Genomic DNA, 20,143 nt, shown 5'->3' with positions numbered 1-20,143 from the left:
AACGAAACGATGAAAATTCAAAAGGTGCTTGTCTCGCAGTGACTTTTCTCCTTCTGCAAACACCGGGAGGCGTGATCAAGCTTACCAAGATTTCATGTGATATTGCTGCCACACCGGCGTCCGGCCTTCCATGCGGCCACAAGAAGCCGCGTGCGGCTTCGCTTCAATCCGCTCTCTGGCCGGAGCCATCTCACAAAGCCGTCAACGGCTCCCGATGCCCGCCCCCCTCCGGTCCCTGGAAAGAAGCGTTCGCGGATTGGCTGCCGACGACGGTCATCTTCCGTCATCGGACGGAGTTCAGCCATTTCCTCCTCCTGATATCTCCCCTCGCGGCCGCGCACATTACCGCGCGAGAATATCACTGTTCGGACAGGCGTTTCAGCCGGTTTCGCCGCAGCGCAAAAGCCTTCCCCTTTGGCCCCCCAAGCACTAGGTTCTGGCCAACCAGATCAACCCTCTTGGTGGCGATTTTCCTGACATGAGCATTCGAAATGACGTTGTCGAAGCCATCGGCAACACCCCGCTGATCAAGCTGAAGCGCGCCTCGGAACTGACCGGCTGCACCATTCTCGGCAAGGCCGAATTCATGAATCCCGGCCAGTCGGTCAAGGACCGCGCCGGCAAATGGATGATCCTGGAGGCCGAGAAGCGCGGCGAGCTCAAGCCCGGCGGTCTCGTGGTGGAAGCGACCGCCGGCAATACCGGCATCGGGCTTGCCGTCGTCGCCAGCGCGCGCGGCTATCGCACCCTGATCGTGATCCCGGAAACGCAGAGCCAGGAGAAGAAGGATTTCCTGAAGCTGTGCGGCGCCGAGCTGATCGAGGTGCCGGCCCTGCCCTATGCCAACCCCAACAATTATCAACACGTCGGCCGGCGGCTTGCGGATGAGTTGCGCAAGACCGAGCCTCACGGCGTGCTGTTCGCAGACCAGTGGAACAACCTCGACAACGCCAAGGCGCACTACGAATCGACCGGACCCGAGATCTGGGAGCAGACCGGCGGCAAGGTCGACGGCTTCGTCTGCTCGGTCGGCAGCGGCGGCACGCTGGCTGGCGTCAGCCGCTATCTGAAGGAGCAGAACAAGAACGTGCGGATCGCCTGCGCCGATCCGCACGGCGCCGGCATGTACGAATATTTCAGGACCGGCGATGCCAAGGCGACGCCGGGCGGCTCGATCACCGAAGGCATCGGTCTCAACCGCGCGACCGCAATTGTCGAGACCGCGAAGGTGGATGATGCCTATCTCATTCCCGACGCAGAAGCCGTCACGGCGATCTACGAATTGCTCCAGCACGAAGGCCTGTGCCTCGGCGGCTCGACCGGCATCAACGTCGTCGGTGCGATGCGGCTCGCAAAGCAGCTCGGGCCCGGCAAGACGGTCGTGACCGTGCTGTGCGATTCCGGCAGCCGCTATCAATCAAAACTGTTCAACGCGGATTTCATGCGCGCCAAGAACCTGCCGGTGCCGGAGTGGCTAGAGAAGCGCAGCAACATCAAGCCGCCGTTCGTGTGATCGTCGCGCGCCCCCTTCGGGTCGGGACGCGCGTCCACAAGCTCGGCCGGGCTACGCGATCTCGCCGCCCGAGGCTGCGGCACAATAATCGCGCCAGAATTGGCGGTATCCTTCCTCCACCCTGCGCGCGTAGATCTCGACATTGCCAGCGGCCGAGGCTGCGATCTGGGCGGGCAAGTCCGCACGCAACTTCGCCAGATGGGCCGGCTGCGCGGCATATTTGCATGCGATCGCGGCGTAACCCTCGTCGTCCTCGGCGACCCAGTCATTGAGGCCGACGGCCGCCACGATGGCGCCGCCGGCGCGCGAAGAGGCGCCGTGGCCAAGCTTGGCAACGACCGGCACGCCCGCATAGAGGGATTCCCAGGTGCTGACGCCGCCGTTCTGCGGAAATGGATCGAGCGAAATATCGACCTCCGCGAAGGCTCGCAGATGCGCGGCGCGCTCGGACGAGCCGAGACAGGTGATCTTCTCTTCGGCAATCCCCTGCGCCACGAAGCGCGCGATCAGACCGTCGCGGACCAACGGATCGTCGAGCAGCGTGTGCTTGATGATGATCTTCGATCCCGACACCTCCCGCATCACATTCGACCACACGCGAACGGCCTCATCCGAGATCTTGGAGATGCGATTGAAGACGCCGAAGGTCACATGGCCGTTGCGGAGCATGGGAGGCTCCGACGCCGGTACGTCCAAGATCGGATCGGTCGTGATCAGGCACGGCAGATCGTAGACCTTTTCGGCCAGCAGGAGGCGGGCCGATGCCGGAATGAAGATCGGATCCGCAAGCACGTAGTCCATGGTCCGCAGGCCGGTTCCGGTGGCGTGTCCAAAACCCGTGACCTGGACCGGAGCCGGCTTGCGGGCGAACACCGGGAGCCTGTTGCCGGTGGTATGCCCGGACACGTCGATCAGGATATCGACCTTGTCGGCCTCGATACGATCGGCCAGTTCGTCATCGGACAGCTGCCAGGCGTCGACCCAGACGTCCGCCAGCGACTTGAACTTGGCGGTCATCTCGTCTCGCAGCGGCGAGCACGAATAGCAGACGATCTCGAATTTGGCGTGATCGTGATGGCGCAGCACCGGCAGCAGACCGAACGCTGCCGAGTGGTACCAGAACTCGGCCGCGACATACCCGACCACGATCCGCCTGTCGGGATCGAGTTGCCGGGGCGCGAGCTTGCGCTGGGGCAATCTGGCGCCGATCGCCTCCCCCCAGGATTTGCGCGCCGCCTGCTGGACCGCGAAATCGGCGTCGGAGAGAAAGTCCAGAAAGTAGATCTTCCGCGCGATCAGGTCCGGCTGGTCCGGCGCGATGGCGAGCGCGGCGTCGAGATGTTCGATCGCAGCCGCGATCTCCCCCTGGTTTGCAAAACACGAACTCAGCAGCGCCAGCGCGATCGCCGAGCGCGGATTTTCCTCCAGCAAGGCCGTGCAGGCCAGGATCGCCTGCGCGGTATTGCCAAGGCTCAGCGAGACTTCCGCCTTCCCCCGCAAGGCCACTTCGAGCTTCGGTGCAAGCGCAAGTGCCGCATCGAAATCCGCGGCCGCCGGCTCCGGCCGCGACAGCGCCAAATTGAGCCGTCCGCGGTGCGCGAGGAGCTTCGCCGAACCGGGCCTGATCGCGAGCGCCGCCGCTAGCGCGGCTTCCGCCTCGTCGTAATGCTTGAGCTCGATGCTGACCACAGCCTTGCCGCCGAGCGCTTCGGCATGACGCGGCTGAAACAACAGCGCGCGCGCGAAGCTCTGCCCGGCGCGGTCAAACCGCCCCAGCGCCAGCTCGGCCAGGCCACGATTGCAGAGCGCATCGGCGTAATCGGGCTTCAGGGCGATGGCGCGGTCATACAGCTCGATCGCCTGCTCCGGCAGGTTCAATTGGAGCAAGGTGTTGCCGAGGCCGGCCAGGGCCGGCGGAAAATTCGGCTTCAGCGCGATTGCCTTCTCCAGACATGCGCGGGCGGCCTCAAGCTTCTGAAGGGCGAAGTATACAGAAGCGAGATTGTTATGCGCCTCGTGCGAACGCGGATCGATCGCGACCGCGCGCTCAAGCAGCTGTTGCGCCTCATCGAGACGCCCGAGCTGTTGCACGCTCAGGCCGAGGAAATGCGTGGCGTCGAAATGATCCGGAACGGCTTGCACGATCTGGCGGCAGAGCGCCTCGCTCTCGGCATATCTGCCCTGGCCATAGGCGCTCGCCGCAGCGGAGATGATGGCGTCGGCCTGCTTCTTCAACTTTTTCTGCAATCGCGCATTCTGGAATGCGCGCGCGCCGGCGCTGCTCTGCAAGGTGTCTCTCCGGAAAATGGCCCGTGGCGAGTCTAACTGATTCGCACGGCTACCCGGCGGGACCGAAAAATCCCTCCGGAATATCCCGGTGCGCAGGACCTGTGGGCTCAGGAGCCGCTGGGCGTGTCCGCCTCGTCTACCGCAGCGTCGCCGTGTTCCGAGGCCGCGGCACAATAGTCGCGCCAGAACTTGCGGTAGCCCGCTTCGAGCTCGCGGGTGTAGATCTCGACATTGCCGGCGGGCGAGGCCGCGATCTGAGCCGGCAAGCCCGCACGCAATTTCGCCAGATGCTCGGGCTGCGAGGCAAACTTGCAGGCGATCTCGACGTAGCCATCGTCGTCCTCGGCGACCCAGTCACCGAGCCCGACCGCCGCCACGATGGAGGCGCCGGCGCGCGAGGAGGCGCCGATGCCGAGCTTGGCGACGACGGGAACGCCCTTGTAGAGGGATTCCCAGGTGCTGATGCCGCCATTTTGCGGGAACGTGTCGAGCGAAATGTCGATCTTGTCGAAGGCCATCAGGTGGTCGTCGCGCGAGGTGGTGCCGAGGCACGTGATGCTCTCCTCCGCAATGCCCTGGGCGATGAAGCGTGCGATCAGGCAGTCGCGCAGCAGGGCATCGTCGAGCAGACCATGCTTGAGGACGATCTTCGATCCCGGCACCTCCCGCATGATGCGCGCCCACACGCGGATCGCATCGTCCGAGATCTTGTAGATGCGGTTGAACACGCCGAAAGTGACGTAGCCGTTGCGGAGCATCGGCAGCTCGGAGGGCTGCAGATTGGTGACGGGCTCCATCGTGATCAGACACGGCAGATCGTGGATCTTCTCGGGAAACAAGTGCCGGACCGATGGCGGAATGAAGATGGGATCAGCGAGCACATAGTCCATGGTCGGCATGCCCGTGCCCGTCGCGTGTCCGAAGCCGGTCGCCTGGATCGGAGCCGGCTTCCGCGCGAAACACTGCAGCCGGTTTCCGGTGGTGTGGCCCGACACGTCGATCAGGATGTCGACATTGTCGGCCTGAATGCGATCGGCGAGTTCGTCGTCGGAGAGCCCCCAGGCATCGACCCAGACGTCAGCCAATGATTTGAACTTGGCGGTGTACTCGTCCGCTCCCGGCCAGGAATAGTAGCAGATGATCTCAAATTTGGTGTGATCATGATGGCGCAGCACCGGCAGCAAGGTGAGCCCCGCCGAATGCTGGCGGAATTCGGCAGCGACATAGCCGACCACGATCCGCTTTTCCGGATCGAGCGGCCGCTTCGGCAGCGTCCTTTGCGGTATCTTCGAGCCGATCGCATCCCACCAGGATTTTCGCACCGCCTGCTGCACCACGAAATCGGCCTCGGCGCGGTAATCCTGCAGGAAGATCTTTCCTCTGATCGCATCCCCATAGTCCGGTCGGAGCGCCAGCGCGCGGTCGAGATATTCGATCGCGGTGTCCATGTCGCCCTGGTTCGAATAAGCGAATCCCATCAGCGCCATTCCCATCTCGGAGCGCGGGTTTCGCTCGATCAAGGTCGTCGCGGCCGCCATCGCCTGCGCGGTCTTTCCCATGACGAGGCAGGCCTGCGCCTTGCCCCGGAGCGCCAGCTCGAGCTTGGGCGAGATCGCAAGCGCCGCCTCGAAATCCGCAAGCGCGGGCTCAAGGCGCTGCAGTTCGTAACTGAGCCGCCCGCGCTGGGCCAGGATCCTCGGCGCGCCCGGCTTGATCGCCAGCGCCGCGGCAAACTTGGCGGCCGCCTCGTCGTGGTGCCGGAGCTCCATGCTGACCATGCCGCTGCCGACGATGGCCTCGGCGTGACGCGGCTGAAACAGCAGGGCACGATCGAAACTCTCCTTGGCGCGCATGACCTGCCCAAGCACGATCTCGACCATGCCACGGTTGCAGAGCGCATCGGCGTAATCCGGCTTCAGCTTGATGGCACGCTCGTGCATCTCGAGCGCCTGCTCGTACTGCCCCATATGCATCAGCGTGTTGCCGAGATTGGTGAGCGCGACCGCGAAATTCGGCTTCAGCGCGATCGCCCTTTCCTGGCAGCGCCGCGCCTCGTCGTAATTGCCGAGATCAAAATGCACGGTCGCCAGGTTGTTATGGGCATCGTGCAGGCGCGGATCGAGCGCGATCACGCGCTCGAGCAGCTCTTTCGCCTCCTCGAGGCGCCGGCCGTCATGGGCGCACATGCCCAGCAGATGCATGGCGTCGACGTGATCCGGAAGGGCTTTCAAGATCTCGCGGCACAGCGCCTCGGTCTCGGCATACCGGCCCTGGCCATAGGCGTTCGCCGCAGCGGCAATAACGGCGTCGGCCTGCTTCATCAATTTCTTCTGCAATCGCGCATTCTGGAATGCGCGCGCGCCGCCGCCGCTCTTCTGCAAGGTGTCTCTCCGGAGGATGCCCGGAGCCGAGTCTAACTGATTCGCGAGCCATGACCGCCCGGTCACCGGACCAGCATCGCCCCCGGGATTTCCCGGGGGTTCAGCGCAAGATCTGGCTCAGGAACAGCTTCGTGCGGGCGTGCTGAGGCGCCGCGAAGAATTCATTCGGGGTGTTGGCCTCGATGATCTGGCCGGCATCCATGAACACGACGCGGTTGGCGACCTCGCGGGCAAAACCCATCTCGTGGGTGACGACCAGCATGGTCATGCCCTCCTCGGCGAGGTCCACCATCGTGTCCAGCACCTCCTTGACCATTTCAGGGTCGAGCGCCGAGGTCGGCTCGTCGAACAGCATGACCTTCGGATTCATCGTCAGGGCGCGGGCGATGGCGACGCGCTGCTGCTGGCCGCCGGACATCTGTCCCGGAAACTTGTTGGCCTGATGCGGGATCTTGACCCGTTCCAGGAACTTCATCGCGGCCGCCTCGGCGTCCTTCTTCGGGATGTTGCGGACCCAGATCGGAGCCAGCGTGCAATTGTCGAGCACCGTGAGGTGCGGGAACAGATTGAAGCTCTGAAACACCATGCCGACTTCGCGGCGCACGGCATCGACATGCTTGAGATTGGGCCCGAGCTCGATGCCGTCGACGACGATCTCGCCCTCCTGGAATTCCTCGAGCGCGTTGATGCAGCGGATCAACGTCGACTTGCCGGAGCCCGAGGGCCCGCAGATCACGATGCGCTCGCCCTTGCGGACATCGAGGTCGACGTCGCGCAGCACGTGAAAGTCGCCATACCATTTGTTGAGCCCGGAAATCTTGACGATGGGGTCTGACATGGGGGACCTCGATCAGTTGCGACGATGGGCGTTGAGACGATGCTCGACGAACAGCGAGTAGCGCGACATTCCAAAGCAGAAGATGAAGTAGATGATCCCGGCGAAGGCGAAGCCGGTGAACGCGGTCGAAGGCGTCGACCATTTCGGATCCGAGAACGATGCCCTGAGCGAGCCCAAGAGATCGAACAGCGCGACGATCGAGACCAGCGAGGTGTCCTTGAACAGCGAGATGAAGCTGTTGACGAGGTTCGGGATGACGTGCCGCAGCGCCTGCGGCAGCACGATCAGCGAGGTCGTCTTCCACCAGGACAGGCCCAGCGCTGCCGCGGCCTCGCCCTGCCCACGCGGGATCGCGGCGAGCCCGCCGCGGACGTTCTCGGCCTGGTAGGCGCCCGTGAACAGCGCAATGCCGATCAGCGCGCGGACGAGACCGTCGACCGTGAAATTGCCCGGCAGGAACAGCGGCAGCATGTAGGTGGCGAAGAACAGCACGGTGATCAGGGGCACGCCGCGCCAGAACTCGATGAAGGCGATCGAGAAGATCCGGATCAGGGGAATGGTGGAGCGGCGCCCGAGCGCCAGCGCGATGCCGATCGGCAGCGAGGTGACGATGCCGGTGACGGAGACCACCAGCGTCACCAGCAGGCCGCCCCACAGATTGGTCGTCACGACCGGCAGGCCACCGCGATCGAGCCCCATCAGCTTGATCACGGCGGCGATGGCGACGAAGGCAGCGATGCTCGAGCCCAGTGCGCGCCAACCGGTGCGCAAGCCGCCGCCGAGACCGAAGGCGATCAGACTGACGACCGCGGCGGTGACGGCGAAATCGGCCCAGAGCGACTGGCCCGCTCCCTGGATCTGGTCGCGCAGCCAGATCAGCGGCAGGATCAGCCATTGGATCGCGGTGCCGACCAGCACGATCAAGCTCCCGACCAGCCACAACAACGGCCCGGCGGCCGACGTCTTGCTGAGACTGAGCAGGGCCTGGCCGGCGCCGTTGATGCTCTCGTCGAACAATTCCAGCAAGCCCGCCGTCCAGCTGAGGCCAAAACCCTTGATGCCGCCACCGTGCAGCAGGAAGAACGCGACAATCGGATAGGCGACGAAGAACAGACTGGCGTTGAGCCCCTTCGCCGGCAGGCGGGGCACGAGCAGCGGAACCAGCAGGACCACCGCAAGAACGAATGTGAGGTCCACCCGCCAGCGTTCGGCCTCGGGATAGAAACCGTAGATCAATTGCGGCAGCTTGGCCTGGATGTAGGGCCAGCAGGCACCGACCGCAAATCCGGCGTTCTCGGTGAGGCATGCCGTGCGGTCCTTGCCGCTCCAGACCGCATCGACCAGCAGGAACCTGACCGAGGGAACGATGGTGAACCACAGCAGCAGCGCGCCCACGATGGTGAGCAGGATGTTGGTCGGCGAGTTGAACAGGCGCGTCCGCATCAGCCCGACGAAGCCCGTGGTCTTCACCGGCGCGGGACGCTCGGTGAGCAGGTCCTGGCGGACGAAGCTGCTCGAGGCGATATCGCTCATGCGCCCAGACTCCGGCTGACGCGCCAACCGTAGACGCTCATGATCGCGCTGGTGAGCAGCGAGATCAGGAGATAGATGCCCATCGTCATGGCGATGATCTCGATCGCCTGCCCGGTCTGGCTCAGCGCTGTGCCGGCGAACACCGAGACGAGGTCAGGATAGCCGATCGCGACCGCCAGCGACGAGTTCTTGGTGAGATTGAGGTATTGGTTGGTCAGCGGCGGCACGATGACGCGCATCGCCTGCGGCACCACGATCAGCCGCAGCGTGGTGCCGCGGCTGAGGCCCAGAGACGATCCCGCCTCCATCTGCCCCTTGTGGACGGACAGGATGCCGGCGCGCACGATCTCGGCGATGAAGGCGGCGGTATAGGTCGACAGCGCCAGCGTCAGCGCCACGAACTCGGGAATGATCCGCGAGCCACCGGCGAAATTGAAGCCCTTCAGCTGCGGCAGCTCGAAGCTGAACGGCGGGCCGAACACCAGCATGGTGGCGAGCGGCAGACCGAACAGCAGACCCAGCACGTAGGGCCAGATGCGGATCATCCGTCCTTCCTGAAACAATGCGCGGCGGGCATAGAAGCGCAAGGCCAGTGACGCGACGATGCCGAGCGCCAGCATCGCCAGGAACGGCTCGAGGCCCCGCTCACCGATCGGGCTGGGGACGACGAGGCCACGATTGCTGATAAAGGCGACGCCAAGCAGGGAGATGCTCTGCCGCGGGTTGGGCAGGGCTGCGAGCACCGCCAGGTACCAGAACAGGATCTGGAACAGCAGCGGCAAATTGCGGATGATTTCGACATAGATCTCGCCGACGCGCGACAACAGCCAGTTCGGCGAGAGCCGGCACAGCGCGACGATGAAGCCGATCAATGTGGCGAAGACGATGCCCACCACGGAGACGACGAGCGTGTTCAGGAGCCCGACCACGAACACGCGCAGGAACGTGTCCGAGCCGGTATACGAGATCAGGGTCTGGTTGACGTCGAAGCCGGCATTGTTCCGCAGGAAGCCGAAGCCGGCGGCGATGTGCTGGTTTTCCAGGTTGGCGCGGGCGTTGGAGACGATCTCATAGCCGATCCAACCCAGGATCGCCGCGAAGGCAAACTGGACGGCGACGCCGTTCCAGCCTGCCTTGCCGCCCAGAAGGCGCCTGATCTTCAGCGCGATCTGGGGCGGCGGTTTTCGGGCCTCGGTGCTCATGCCGCTGCCAGCGGGTCAGGGGCGGTCAGCGGATCGGCGGCGCGTACTGAAGACCGCCCTTGTTCCAGAGATTGTTGAGACCGCGATTGATGCCGAGCGGCGAGCCGGCGCCGACATTGCGATCGAACACTTCGCCGTAATTGCCGACCGCCTTCACGATCCGCACCACCCAGTCCTTGGTGAGGCCGAGCTGTTCGCCGAAATTGCCGTCGCTGCCGAGCACGCGCTTCAACTCGGGATTTTCCAGCTTGGTCTTCTCGTCGACGTTCTTCGAGGTCACCCCGAGCTCTTCGGCGGTGACCATCGCGAACAGGGCCCACTTCACGATGTCGAACCATTGGTCGTCGCCGTGGCGCACCATCGGGCCGAGCGGCTCCTTCGAGATGATCTCGGGCAGCACCATGTGGTCGTTGGGACTGGCGAGCTTCAGGCGATTGGCGTAGAGGCCCGACTGGTCGGTGGTGAAGACGTCGCAGCGCCCGGCCTCATAGGCCTTCACCGTTTCGTCGTTGGTGCCGAACGCGATCACCTCGTACTTCATGTTGTTGGCCTTGAAGTAGTCGGCGAGATTCTGCTCGGTGGTGGTGCCGGTCTGCACGCAGACCGAGGCGCTGTTGAGCTCGAGCGCCGAATTCACCTTGAGCGACTTCTTCACCATGAAGCCCTGCCCGTCATAATAGGTCACGCCGGTAAAATTGGCGCCGAGCGAGGTATCGCGCGAGATGGTCCAGGTGGTGTTGCGCGAGAGCACGTCGATCTCGCCGGATTGCAGCGCGGTGAAGCGGTCCTTGGCGGACAGCGGCACGTACTTGACCTTGCTCGCATCGTTGAAGATCGCCCCGGCGATCGCCTTGCAGACATCGACGTCGAGGCCGGTCCAGTTGCCCTTGTCGTCGGGCGAGGAGAAGCCCGGCAGGCCCTGGCTGACGCCGCAGGACAGCATGCCCCGATCCTTGACGGTCTTGAGGGTTTGCGCATCGGCGGTTTGGGCGGAGAGACCGGCGGCGAGAGCAAGAGTGAGAGCCAGGGTTACGCGTTTCATGGGCTTTGGGCCTTTCAAAGTCGTCTCAAGGAACGTTGTCTCAGGATCATCCCTGCCGGGCCGGGCGTATCAAGTCCGGCCTTGCAAGAGTCATGCTGGAAAACCTTGCCGAACACTCGCCGATCCCGGGAGGCCATACCTTAATCCCCGCCGCTGGCGCCCGCCGCTATGGGCTGTGGCGCAAGGTTCGGTCAGACGATGGATCGAAGGTCGCGGCAGGCCCCTCAACATGCGGCGACTGAATAGCACCCGCGCATCACAGAACGACTGGCGTGCCGGGTCAAGGGGTTGACGGGACTCTTCTGTGTTCTGTTATTAACGACAGCGGCCTTTCGGCCGGCCCTCGGGCGCCAGGCCCCGAGCGGAAACGCGGTTTTGAAAGCAGACGCATGGATTCCTCGCACCCCCAAGAGCAGCAGGCCGAGACCCGGCTGGTCACCTCCGGCCGCGACACCAAGGCGCAGAAGGGGTTCGTCAATCCGCCGGTTTTCCACGGCTCGACCGTGCTCTATCCCACCGCCGAGGACCTGCACGCCCATCGCGGCGAGTTCACCTATGGCCGGCACGGTTCCCCCACCACCAAGGCGTTCCAGGAGACGCTGATGGCGCTGGAGGGGCCGCAATGCGCCGGCGTCGGCATCGTCCCGTCGGGGCTGTCGGCAATCTCCACCACCCTGCTCGCGGTGCTGAAGGCCGGCGACCACATTCTGGTCGTCGACAACGTCTACCGGCCCTCGCGCAATTTCTGCAACGGCATGCTCGCCCGTTACGGCATCGAGACCACGTACTTTGACCCGCTGATCGGAGCCGGCATCGACAAGCTGTTCAAGCCGAACACCCGCGCGGTGCTGGTGGAGGCGCCGGGCTCGCAATCGTTCGAGATGCCGGATATTCGCGCCATCGCCGAGGTCGCGCATGCGCGCGGCACGCTCGTCATCGACGACAACACCTGGGCGACGCCGCTCTATCACCGCTCGCTCGAACAGGGCGTCGACGTCAGCATGCAGGCCGCGACGAAATATATCGGCGGCCATTCCGACATCATGTTCGGCACGATCTCGGCCAATGCCAAGGCCTGGCCGATAATTGCCGAAGGCATTCGCCTGCTCGGTGTCTGCGCCGGTCCCGACGACGTCTTCCTCGCGCTGCGCGGCCTGCGCACGCTGTCGGTGCGGCTGGCGCAGCATCATCGCTCCGGTCTCGACATGGCGCGCTGGCTCGCTGCCAGACCCGAGGTCGCTCGCGTGCTGCATCCGGGCTTGGAGACCGATCCCGGTCACGCCATCTGGAAGCGCGACTTCACCGGCGCATCCGGCCTGTTCAGCATCGTGCTGAAGCCGGCGCCGCAGAAGGCTGTCGACACCATGCTCAACACGCTCAAGCTGTTCGGCATGGGTTTTTCCTGGGGCGGATTCGAGAGCCTTGCGATTCCCTTCGATTGCGACGCCTATCGCACCGCCACCAGGTGGGCGCCCGGCGGGCCGACTCTGCGCCTGCACATCGGGCTCGAAAGCACCGACGATCTCAAGGCCGATCTCGATCGCGGCTTTGCTGCCCTCAAGGCGGCAATGTGAGCCTGCTCACTGAGCAATGCGCCTGCCGACGCGCCAATGTGCGTCGACGGACGCACGGCGCGGGAACGTGCAACTGCCGTAAACGTTAACGCCGACGCGCCAACAAAGGATTTGATCCACTGACGTTTGGCGCTAGCCTCACCAATCGACTCTCATCCGGACACGGAGCATGGGAACGTTGGTACTGCTCGATCTCATGGGCGGCGTGGCGCTGTTGCTGTGGGGCCTGCACATGGTCCACAGCGGGATTCTGCGCGCCTTCGGTCCTGATCTCAGGCGCCTGCTTGGCAAGGCGCTGAGCAACCGCGTCAGCGCCTTTGCCGCCGGCCTCGGGCTCACCGCCCTGCTCCAGAGCAGCACGGCGACCGCCTTGATCACGAGCTCGTTCGCGGCCGAAGGCCTTGTCAGCCTCGCCGCCGCGCTTGCCATCATGTTGGGCGCCAATGTCGGCACGACGCTGATCGTTCAGGTGCTGTCGTTCAACATCGCAGCCGTTGCGCCGGTGCTGTTCGTGCTCGGCCTCGTCGCCTTCCGCTCCGGCCCGCGCTCGCGGATCAAGGACATCGGCCGCGTCTGCATCGGCCTCGGCCTGATGCTGCTCTCGCTGCACATCCTGCTCGACACGCTGGCGCCGGCCGAGAACGCGCCCGGCGTCCGCGTCGTGATGTCGGCCATCACAGGCGATCCCATCCTGTGCATCGTCATCGCCGCCCTCGTCACCTGGACAGTGCATTCGAGCGTCGCCAGCGTGCTCTTGATCATGTCGCTGGCCTATTCGCAGTTCATCACGCCCTACGCGGCGCTGGCGCTGGTGCTCGGGGCCAATCTCGGCAGCGCCATCAATCCCGTGCTCGAGGGCGGCAAGCGTGACGATCCCGCGAGCTATCGCCTGCCGGTCGGCAATCTCGTCAACCGCGTGATCGGCATTGCCCTCGTCCTGCCCTTCCTCGGCGGGATCGCCGAGTATATGCACGCCTGGCAGCCTGATCTCGCCAAGATGACGGCGGCCTTCCACATCGCCTTCAATGTCGGCACGGCCATCGTCTTCATCGGCCTGCTCGACGCCATGTCGCGCCTGCTCACCCGCCTCTTACCGGATCGCGTGCAGGAGGCCGACCCGGCCCGGCCGCGCTATCTTGACGAGACAGCGCTGGAGACGCCGTCGCTGGCACTCGCCGACGCCGCCCGCGAGACGTTGCGCATGGGCGATCTCGTCGAGGTCATGCTGCGCAAGGTGATGGCCGCGATGATGACAGGCGATCGTGCGCTGGTCGACCAGGTCTCCAAGATGGACAACTTGGTCGACGGTCTCGACGAGGCCATCAAGCTCTACGTGACCAAGCTGATGCGCGGCAGCCTCGACGAGAGCGAAGGACGGCGCGCGATGGAGATCATCTCCTTCGCCATCAATCTCGAACATATCGGCGACATCATCGACAAGAGTCTGAGCGAGCTCGCGACCAAGAAGATCAAGCGGCGCTTCCAGTTCTCTGCGGAAGGGGCCGACGAGCTCGCCGCCTTCCACAAGCGCACGATGGACTCGCTGCGGATCGCGTTCGGCGTCTTCATGTCGGGCGACGCCAATGAGGCCCGCAAGCTGCTGGTGGAGAAAACCGCGCTGCGCAACACCGAGCTTGCCGCGGTCGAACGGCATCTCGATCGCCTGCGCGAGGGCCGTCCCGAAACCATCGAAACGACGTCGCTGCATCTCGACGTGCTGCGCGACCTCAGGCGCATCCACTCGCATATCTGCTCGGTCGCCTATCCCGTGCTGGACGCGGTCGGCGAGCCCTATCGAAGGACAGAGGCCGAGACGGCCACCCTGTCCGCGGCCGGCGCAGCATCGGCGTTGCCGCGTTAGCGCTTCCGCTCAGCGGTCCAGCGTTTTCGAAGCGCTGGCGCGGTTCTTCCAGATCAGCATGATGTTCCTGATGTAGATCACCGTCGCGAGCGATTGTCCGAGGATGATGACCGGCTCGCGCTTCACCACGCCATAGACCAGCGTCATCAGGCCGCCGCCCATCGAGCAGAACCAGAACGCCATCGGCACCACGCTGTTGCCGGCGCGCTCGCTCGCGATCCACTGCACCAGGAAGCGCGCGGTGAAGAACAGCTGCGCGACGAGGCCGAATGCCAGCCAGAAATCGAACTTGGCGACGAAGACGTCGTAGAGATAGTTGCTCAGCGCCTGACCGTATTGGATGATCATGCGTTCACCTCAGTCACATCTGGTGTCGGCTTCTTGCGGCGGATCAGCCACCACACGCCGGCGAGATCCAAGATGCCGATCCACAGCCGGTCGAAGAAACCGTAATTCGACACGCCGGAATGGCGCGGCCGGTCGATCACGTCGACATAGGCGATGTCGTAGCCTTCGCGGCGGACCAGCGCCGGCAGGAAGCGATGCAGCCCGTCGAAATAAGGCATCATCAGGAAGACCTCGCGCCGGAATGCCTTCAACCCGCAGCCGGTATCCCGCGTGCCGTCCTTCAGGATGGCATTGCGAACGCCGTTGGCCACGCGCGACTGCAATTTCTTGAAGCCGGTATCCTTGCGTCCGACGCGCTGGCCCGCAGCGAGGCCGACGCGCCCTGCTCCCTTCTCGACCGCCGCGATCAGGTCGGGCAGGAAGGCCGGATTGTTCTGGCCGTCGCCGTCGAGCGTCGCCACGATCACCCCGCGCGCGGCGCGCACGCCGCTGCGCACCGCCGCGGATTGGCCGCCTGATCTGGCATGGCGGAGCTGACGCAGATTGTCCCGCTGCGCCATCAGCGTCGTGATCCGTTCGCCGGTCGCATCGGTCGAGCCGTCGTTGACATAGATGATCTCGTAGTCCCAGCGGCCGTCGAGCGCCGCGCCGATCTCCGCGATCAGCGGCGCGATGTTGTCGGCTTCGTTGCGCACGGGAACGACGATGGAAACCGAAGGCTGGGAAACCGAAGGCTGGGACGTCGACAAGTGAGGCTCGTGGTTGGAATTGGCCTGCCACGGGAACCGGCGGTCCCGGCAGGCAGCCGCTTTTATGGGGCGGATGCCCCGTGGGCAACCCTTTTGAGGCGGCCCGAGACCGCCCCCGCAAGAGGCACGATGGTGCCGTCGGCGCGGATGGCAAAGCCGAGCCTTCTGGCCGCGAACCAGTAGCGAACCGCCATGGCACCGACCGTGCCGACCAGGGCGCCGGCCACGACGTCACTCGGGTGATGCGCGACCAGCACCAGCCGCGTCAACGAGATCACGATTGCGTAAGTGAGCATGAACACGCGCAGGCGCGGCCACAATGCCGATACCGCGAACGCCAGGGCGAACGCGGCCACGGCATGGCCTGACGGCAAGCTGGCATAAGCCCCCGTCCCCTCGAACGGAACGAAGTTGAACGGATTGGCCTTGCCGCCGACAAACGGACGTCCGCGGCCGAGGCAATATTTCAGGATCTCGGCAATGAATGCCGACACGGCAATCGACAGAAACACAAACTGCAGCCGTGTGCCGAGACCGAGCAGCAGCGTGCGGCGCGTTCCGTGAAGCCCTGCCGCAACGAACGCCAACACCACCAGCGCGGCCCCGAACGCCGAGAGCAGATACTCGTCCTTGCCGAAATCGGTGAGGATGCGGATCGGCCACAGGCCGGGCGTGCCACGCGCGGGCATCAGCTGGATCTCGGTCTGGTCGAACGCGACCATCAGCACGATGACGAATGCCGCTCCCGCCGCGCTGAGCCACAGCGAATGCCGCGCCAGCTTTCGCGCGGCTTCCGCGCGGCGTGAATGCGAGGGCGTGCGGACGAGCTGCGCCAGCGCGCGCCTCGACACGGCGAGCAATTGCGCGGCATAGCCCGGACGTGGCGCGGGGCTGGTCGAGGCCGACATCCTACTCGGTACCTTCCGACCGGAAGATCGAAATCGAGATCGCGCGGCCTTGCGAGAAATTGTAGCCGTCGATGCGGGTCCCGACCTTGTAGCGCAGCCCGATCGCCTCGGCGCGCTGCACGAAGCTGCGCTCCGAGCGCTGCTCGATCAGCGCAAAACGGCAACTTCCTTGCCGCAGGAAATCCGCCGCGCCCGAGCCGTCGGTGAGCACGGTCTGGGTGCCCGTCAGGAACACAAGGCTCGGCTCGTGATAGCCGGCCGCAGCCGCCTTCGGCCCGACGCAGGTGACGTTGCGAAGCGCGCGCGCGATCTCGATGCTCGGAAACAGCGGCGTCAGCGACGGCAACACGATGCCATACACGATCACCGCCAGCATCAGGGCCGCGACCAGCGCGTTGAGCAGCGAGCGCTCGGCGCGATTGTTGTCGTAGAGCCACCAGGCGAACAGGCCGAAGATCAGCGACGCCGCGATGAAGGGCCAGGCCACGAAGGCCGGCTGCCGCGTCAGCATCACCGCGCCCACCACCGCGATGATGGAGGCGGCCGCGGGGATCGCGAACCACCAGGCCGAACCGCGCATCAGCCAGGAGCGCGACAGCACGCGCCGCTCCACCGCACCGGCGGTGAGAATGGCGATCGCCGGATAGAGCGGCAGCACGTAATGCGGCAGCTTGGTCAGCACCGCCTCGAACACGATCCAGGACGGGATCAGCCAGGCCAGCAGAAACTGCGCGCCGGGCTCGCGCCGCGCCCGCCACACCGCGGGCGCCGCCATCGCCGCAAGCGGCGCGCCGGGCCAGAAGGTGATCCAGAACAGCGCCAGGTAGAGCCCGGGCGGCGCGCCATGGGATTCCTGGGCGCCCAACTTGCTCAGCATGTCGCCGCCCACGGAATCCGCAAAGAAGGCCTCGCCCGCGCGCCAGAAGATCGCGACGAACCAGGGCAGCACCAGCACCAGCATCCACATCAGGCCCCAGACCGGGCGCAGCTTCCACAACCAGGAGGCATCGCGGTCCTGGATCGCGAGCGCAACGATGGTCAGGCCGGCGAACATCAGGATCAGCGGGCCCTTGATCAGGATGCCCACCGCGAGCGCGGTCCAGAAGATCGCGGGCCAGCTCCAGGGCGGACGCGTCTCGTCCTCGGCGCGCTGCCAGGACAGATAGGCCCGCGCCATCGCCCCCATCGCGGCGACCACGCAGAGCAGCAGCATCGCATCGGTCTTGGCGAGCCGCGCCTCGACGCCGAGCAGCACCGAGGCGCACATCATCAGCGCCGCCAGCACCGCGGCGCGCCGCGTGACGAAGCCGAGCGCGGCCCAATAGGTCATCAGCACCGCGCCGATCGCCCCGAACAGCGACGGCAGCCGGTAGACCCAGATCCGCAACTCGGCCTTCGGCAGCTTCAGCATCGAGGCGGCTTCCACCGTCGCCGATTGCAACCAGTAGATGCCGATCGGCTTCTTGTAGCGGACGTCCTCCTGGAAGCGGATATCGACATAGTCGCCGCTCTCGACCATCTGCTTGGTGGCCTGGGCGAACCGCGCCTCGTCGCGATCGATCGGTGGGATGGTGAAGAAGCCCGGCAGGAACAACAGCAGCGCGCACAGCACCAGAAAGGCGACGGCGCGGGCATGGCTGGCCGTGACGATATCGAGCATGCGCACGAGCCCGCTGCCCGGATTAGCGGGCGATTTCGGTTCGCGGGGGGCTCCAAAACGGGGTGATGGGTAGGTCTCGGCCATTGGTTCCGCTTACGCTGAAACCGCCATCGCCACAACCGCTTAAGGCAGGCTCATTGAATTCGAATGACGACTGTGTCCGCGGCGCCCGTGGCATCGATCACGGTGAGCCGTGCAAAGCCCGGACCGGGTGGATCGATCAGACGCTGGCGGCGCCCGTCGATCTCGCCAAGCGCCGTGCCGTTAACCATGACAGTTATCGGCAGAACGCCGCCGGCGACCTTGACCGGCATCGCGGCGCTCTCCTGCCCGCCGGAGCGATCGACATCGATCCGCGAGCCGTTCAGGGGAAACTGGATGTGCAGGGCCTGCTCGCGGCCGGTCCGCACCAGCTCCCCGACGGGGCGGAACCGCTTCAACGGCAACGGCAGCTTGGCGTTGCCGGCAACCAGCGTTCCCTTGGGCGGCTTCGGCAGCGGGGCCAACGTCTTGCCGCTGCGCGCGAACGCATCGAACAGGATCGGTGCGGCGGCGACCCGCCCGATCAGGCCCGGAACCGGCGCGCCGTCGGGCCGGCCGACCCAGACGCCGATGGTCATCCGGCCGTCGAACCCGACCGACCACGCGTCCCGATAGCCGTAGGAGGTCCCGGTCTTGAAGGCGATGCGGTTGTGAGCGGCATTCTCCGGCGGCGGCGTTCCCAAGAGCACGTTGCCGACCTGCCAGGCCGCGACCTGATCCAGCAGCCGGAGCGGCTCGCGGTCGTCCCTTTCCGCCATGACCTCGCGCAGCGGCTTGGTGGTGCCGAGGCGGGCGAAGCCCGCATAGAGCTGGGCGAGATCCTGCAGCGTCACGCCGACGCCGCCGAGACCCATGGCGAGCCCCGGCGCTTCGTCCTTGGGCAGAACCAGATTGCCGCCGGCCTGCCGCAGCCGCGAGGCGAGCCGGCTGGAGCCGACCCGGTCGAGCAGCACGATCGCAGGCACGTTGAGGGACAATTGCAGCGCCTTCCGCACCGGCACCGTGCCCTGGAAGGTCATGTCGAAATTTTCCGGCGCGTAGGAGCCGAAGCGAACCGGCCGGTCGTCGATCAGGCTGTCCGGATGAACGAAGCCGTCCTCGAAGGCGAGCCCGTAGATGAAGGGTTTCAGCGTCGAGCCCGGCGAGCGGATCGCACGGGTCATGTCGATCTGCCCTGCCCGGCTCTCGTCGAAATAATCGGCCGAACCGACGCGGGCGAGCACGTCCCCGCTCTCATTGTCGACCACGATGATGCCGACCGAGATGTTCGGCCCGAGCGCAATGGCGCGGTCGCGCGCCAGCGGCTCCAGCACCTTCTGCAAATTCGCATCGAGCGTGAGCTTGACGATTGGCGTATCCTTGACCGTCGACAGCGCGGTGTCGGAGGCATGCGGCGCCAGGATCGGCATCGGCTTGCGCAGTCTTGGCACGGGCACGGCCTTGGCCTGGCGTGCGTCGTCTGCGCTGACCACTTGCTTCTCGACCATGCGGTCGAGAACGCGGTCGCGCGCCTTGCGCGCGGCCTCGGGATGGCGATCGAGCCGGCGCGTCTCCGGCGATTGCGGCAGCGCCACCAGCAGCGCCGCTTCGGCCAGCGACAGGCGCTTCGGCTCCTTGCCGAGATAACCGATCGAGGCGGCGCGGATGCCTTCGAGATTGCCGCCGTAAGGCGCCAGCGCCAGATAGAGGTCGAGGATCTGCTCCTTGCTCATGCTGCGCTCGATCTCGATCGCGCGCACCATCTGCCGCAGCTTGGCATAGAGCGAGCGCTGCCGCCGCGGCTCCATCAGCCGGGCCAGCTGCATGCTGATCGTCGAGCCGCCCGAGACGATGTGGCCGCGCGTTGCGAGCTGTAGCGCAGCGCGCCCCAGCGCCAGCGGGTCGATGCCGTCATGGGCGTAGAAGCGCTGGTCTTCATAGGCGAGCAGCAGTTTCAGGTAGGTCGCATCGACGTTGGACCTGGCGTCGACCGGCAGCCTCCAGCGGCCATCCGCCATCGCATAGGCTCGCAGCAGCTTGCCGTTGCGGTCGACGATGGTGGTAGAGACCTGCCGCGCCTCGTCGAGGGGGAGCGGACCGAGGGAGTAGACCCAACCAACGAAGCCGGTGATGGCGAGGATGAGCGTGAACGCCAGGGCGGAGAGGACGCGATGGCCCCAGCTCCGCACTCCGTCATGGCCGGGCCTGTCCCGGCCATCCACGT

Annotated in this window: 14 protein-coding genes; 3 read left to right on the top strand and 11 right to left on the bottom strand. The window is 65.3% G+C overall.

From position 1 onward, the window contains the following. Positions 1-478: 478 nt before the first annotated feature. On the top strand, positions 479-1,513 hold the full coding sequence (locus AC066S_RS19660) for a cysteine synthase A (RefSeq protein WP_126257728.1): 1,035 nt from the start codon (positions 479-481) through the stop codon (positions 1,511-1,513). A 51-nt stretch (positions 1,514-1,564) separates the two neighbouring features. Here AC066S_RS19660 and AC066S_RS19655 read toward each other — a convergent pair whose 3' ends face one another. The 6 genes from AC066S_RS19655 to AC066S_RS19630 form a co-directional block, all read right to left on the bottom strand. Beyond that, positions 1,565-3,802: an O-linked N-acetylglucosamine transferase, SPINDLY family protein gene (locus tag AC066S_RS19655; protein WP_478270382.1), complete on the bottom strand. Its 2,238-nt coding sequence runs from the start codon at positions 3,800-3,802 to the stop codon at positions 1,565-1,567. Between the two features lie 107 nt (positions 3,803-3,909). After that, on the bottom strand, positions 3,910-6,183 hold the full coding sequence (locus tag AC066S_RS19650) for an O-linked N-acetylglucosamine transferase, SPINDLY family protein (protein ID WP_478270381.1): 2,274 nt from the start codon (positions 6,181-6,183) through the stop codon (positions 3,910-3,912). Between the two features lie 100 nt (positions 6,184-6,283). Continuing rightward, the gene (locus tag AC066S_RS19645) at positions 6,284-7,021 is read right to left on the bottom strand and encodes an amino acid ABC transporter ATP-binding protein (RefSeq protein WP_126257729.1); all 738 of its coding nucleotides are present in this window, start codon (positions 7,019-7,021) and stop codon (positions 6,284-6,286) included. Between the two features lie 12 nt (positions 7,022-7,033). Beyond that, a complete protein-coding gene (locus AC066S_RS19640) occupies positions 7,034-8,554 on the bottom strand; it encodes an amino acid ABC transporter permease (RefSeq protein ID WP_478270380.1) in 1,521 nt (506 codons plus the stop codon). Then, positions 8,551-9,756 (bottom strand): amino acid ABC transporter permease, encoded by a 1,206-nt coding sequence (locus AC066S_RS19635; protein ID WP_126257731.1) that lies wholly within the window; start codon positions 9,754-9,756, stop codon positions 8,551-8,553. The genes AC066S_RS19640 and AC066S_RS19635 overlap by 4 nt, the downstream gene beginning before the upstream one ends. A 25-nt stretch (positions 9,757-9,781) precedes the next feature. Next, entirely contained in the window at positions 9,782-10,798 is a 1,017-nt protein-coding gene (locus tag AC066S_RS19630) for an amino acid ABC transporter substrate-binding protein (protein ID WP_126257732.1), read from the bottom strand. Positions 10,799-11,187: 389 nt separating this feature from the next. Here AC066S_RS19630 and metC point away from each other — a divergent pair, with 389 nt between their 5' ends. After that, on the top strand, positions 11,188-12,372 hold the full coding sequence (metC, locus tag AC066S_RS19625; protein ID WP_478270379.1) for a cystathionine beta-lyase: 1,185 nt from the start codon (positions 11,188-11,190) through the stop codon (positions 12,370-12,372). 169 nt (positions 12,373-12,541) lie between these two features. Continuing rightward, positions 12,542-14,233 carry a Na/Pi cotransporter family protein gene (locus tag AC066S_RS19620; RefSeq protein WP_478270378.1) on the top strand — a complete coding sequence of 564 codons (1,692 nt, stop codon included), beginning with the start codon at positions 12,542-12,544 and terminating at the stop codon, positions 14,231-14,233. A 9-nt stretch (positions 14,234-14,242) separates the two neighbouring features. Here AC066S_RS19620 and AC066S_RS19615 read toward each other — a convergent pair whose 3' ends face one another. From AC066S_RS19615 to pbpC, 5 genes are all read right to left on the bottom strand, one after another. After that, positions 14,243-14,581, bottom strand: a complete 339-nt coding sequence (locus AC066S_RS19615) for a lipid-A-disaccharide synthase N-terminal domain-containing protein (RefSeq protein WP_135165886.1) — start codon at positions 14,579-14,581, stop codon at positions 14,243-14,245. Continuing rightward, positions 14,578-15,330, bottom strand: coding sequence for a glycosyltransferase family 2 protein (locus AC066S_RS19610; RefSeq protein ID WP_164718611.1), 753 nt, complete (start codon positions 15,328-15,330; stop codon positions 14,578-14,580). Before AC066S_RS19610 ends, AC066S_RS19615 begins: the two co-directional genes overlap by 4 nt. Before the next feature lie 62 nt (positions 15,331-15,392). Next, positions 15,393-16,238: a phosphatase PAP2 family protein gene (locus AC066S_RS19605; RefSeq protein ID WP_478270377.1), complete on the bottom strand. Its 846-nt coding sequence runs from the start codon at positions 16,236-16,238 to the stop codon at positions 15,393-15,395. 1 nt (position 16,239) lies between these two features. Continuing rightward, positions 16,240-17,982, bottom strand: a complete 1,743-nt coding sequence (locus AC066S_RS19600; RefSeq protein WP_126257736.1) for an ArnT family glycosyltransferase — start codon at positions 17,980-17,982, stop codon at positions 16,240-16,242. Positions 17,983-18,032: 50 nt separating this feature from the next. Further along, on the bottom strand, positions 18,033-20,141 hold the full coding sequence (pbpC, locus tag AC066S_RS19595) for a penicillin-binding protein 1C (protein WP_478270376.1): 2,109 nt from the start codon (positions 20,139-20,141) through the stop codon (positions 18,033-18,035). Between the last annotated feature and the right edge of the window lie 2 nt (positions 20,142-20,143).

The sequence above is a fragment of the Bradyrhizobium sp. CFUWI genome (assembly GCF_056429085.1).
Note: the sequence above shows the minus strand (reverse complement) of the source record. Positions and strands in the feature narration are given on the sequence as shown.

Excerpts from the sequence above, each read along its gene's own strand:
- AC066S_RS19645 (WP_126257729.1), bottom strand. The coding sequence starts at position 7,021 with ATGTCAGACCCCATCGTCAAGATTTCCGGGCTCAACAAATGGTATGGC.
- AC066S_RS19605 (WP_478270377.1), bottom strand. The coding sequence starts at position 16,238 with ATGTCGGCCTCGACCAGCCCCGCGCCACGTCCGGGCTATGCCGCGCAA.
- AC066S_RS19600 (WP_126257736.1), bottom strand. The coding sequence starts at position 17,982 with ATGGCCGAGACCTACCCATCACCCCGTTTTGGAGCCCCCCGCGAACCG.
- AC066S_RS19660 (WP_126257728.1), top strand. The coding sequence starts at position 479 with ATGAGCATTCGAAATGACGTTGTCGAAGCCATCGGCAACACCCCGCTG.
- AC066S_RS19620 (WP_478270378.1), top strand. The coding sequence starts at position 12,542 with ATGGGAACGTTGGTACTGCTCGATCTCATGGGCGGCGTGGCGCTGTTG.
- metC (WP_478270379.1), top strand. The coding sequence starts at position 11,188 with ATGGATTCCTCGCACCCCCAAGAGCAGCAGGCCGAGACCCGGCTGGTC.
- AC066S_RS19615 (WP_135165886.1), bottom strand. The coding sequence starts at position 14,581 with ATGATCATCCAATACGGTCAGGCGCTGAGCAACTATCTCTACGACGTC.
- AC066S_RS19630 (WP_126257732.1), bottom strand. The coding sequence starts at position 10,798 with ATGAAACGCGTAACCCTGGCTCTCACTCTTGCTCTCGCCGCCGGTCTC.
- AC066S_RS19640 (WP_478270380.1), bottom strand. The coding sequence starts at position 8,554 with ATGAGCGATATCGCCTCGAGCAGCTTCGTCCGCCAGGACCTGCTCACC.
- AC066S_RS19635 (WP_126257731.1), bottom strand. The coding sequence starts at position 9,756 with ATGAGCACCGAGGCCCGAAAACCGCCGCCCCAGATCGCGCTGAAGATC.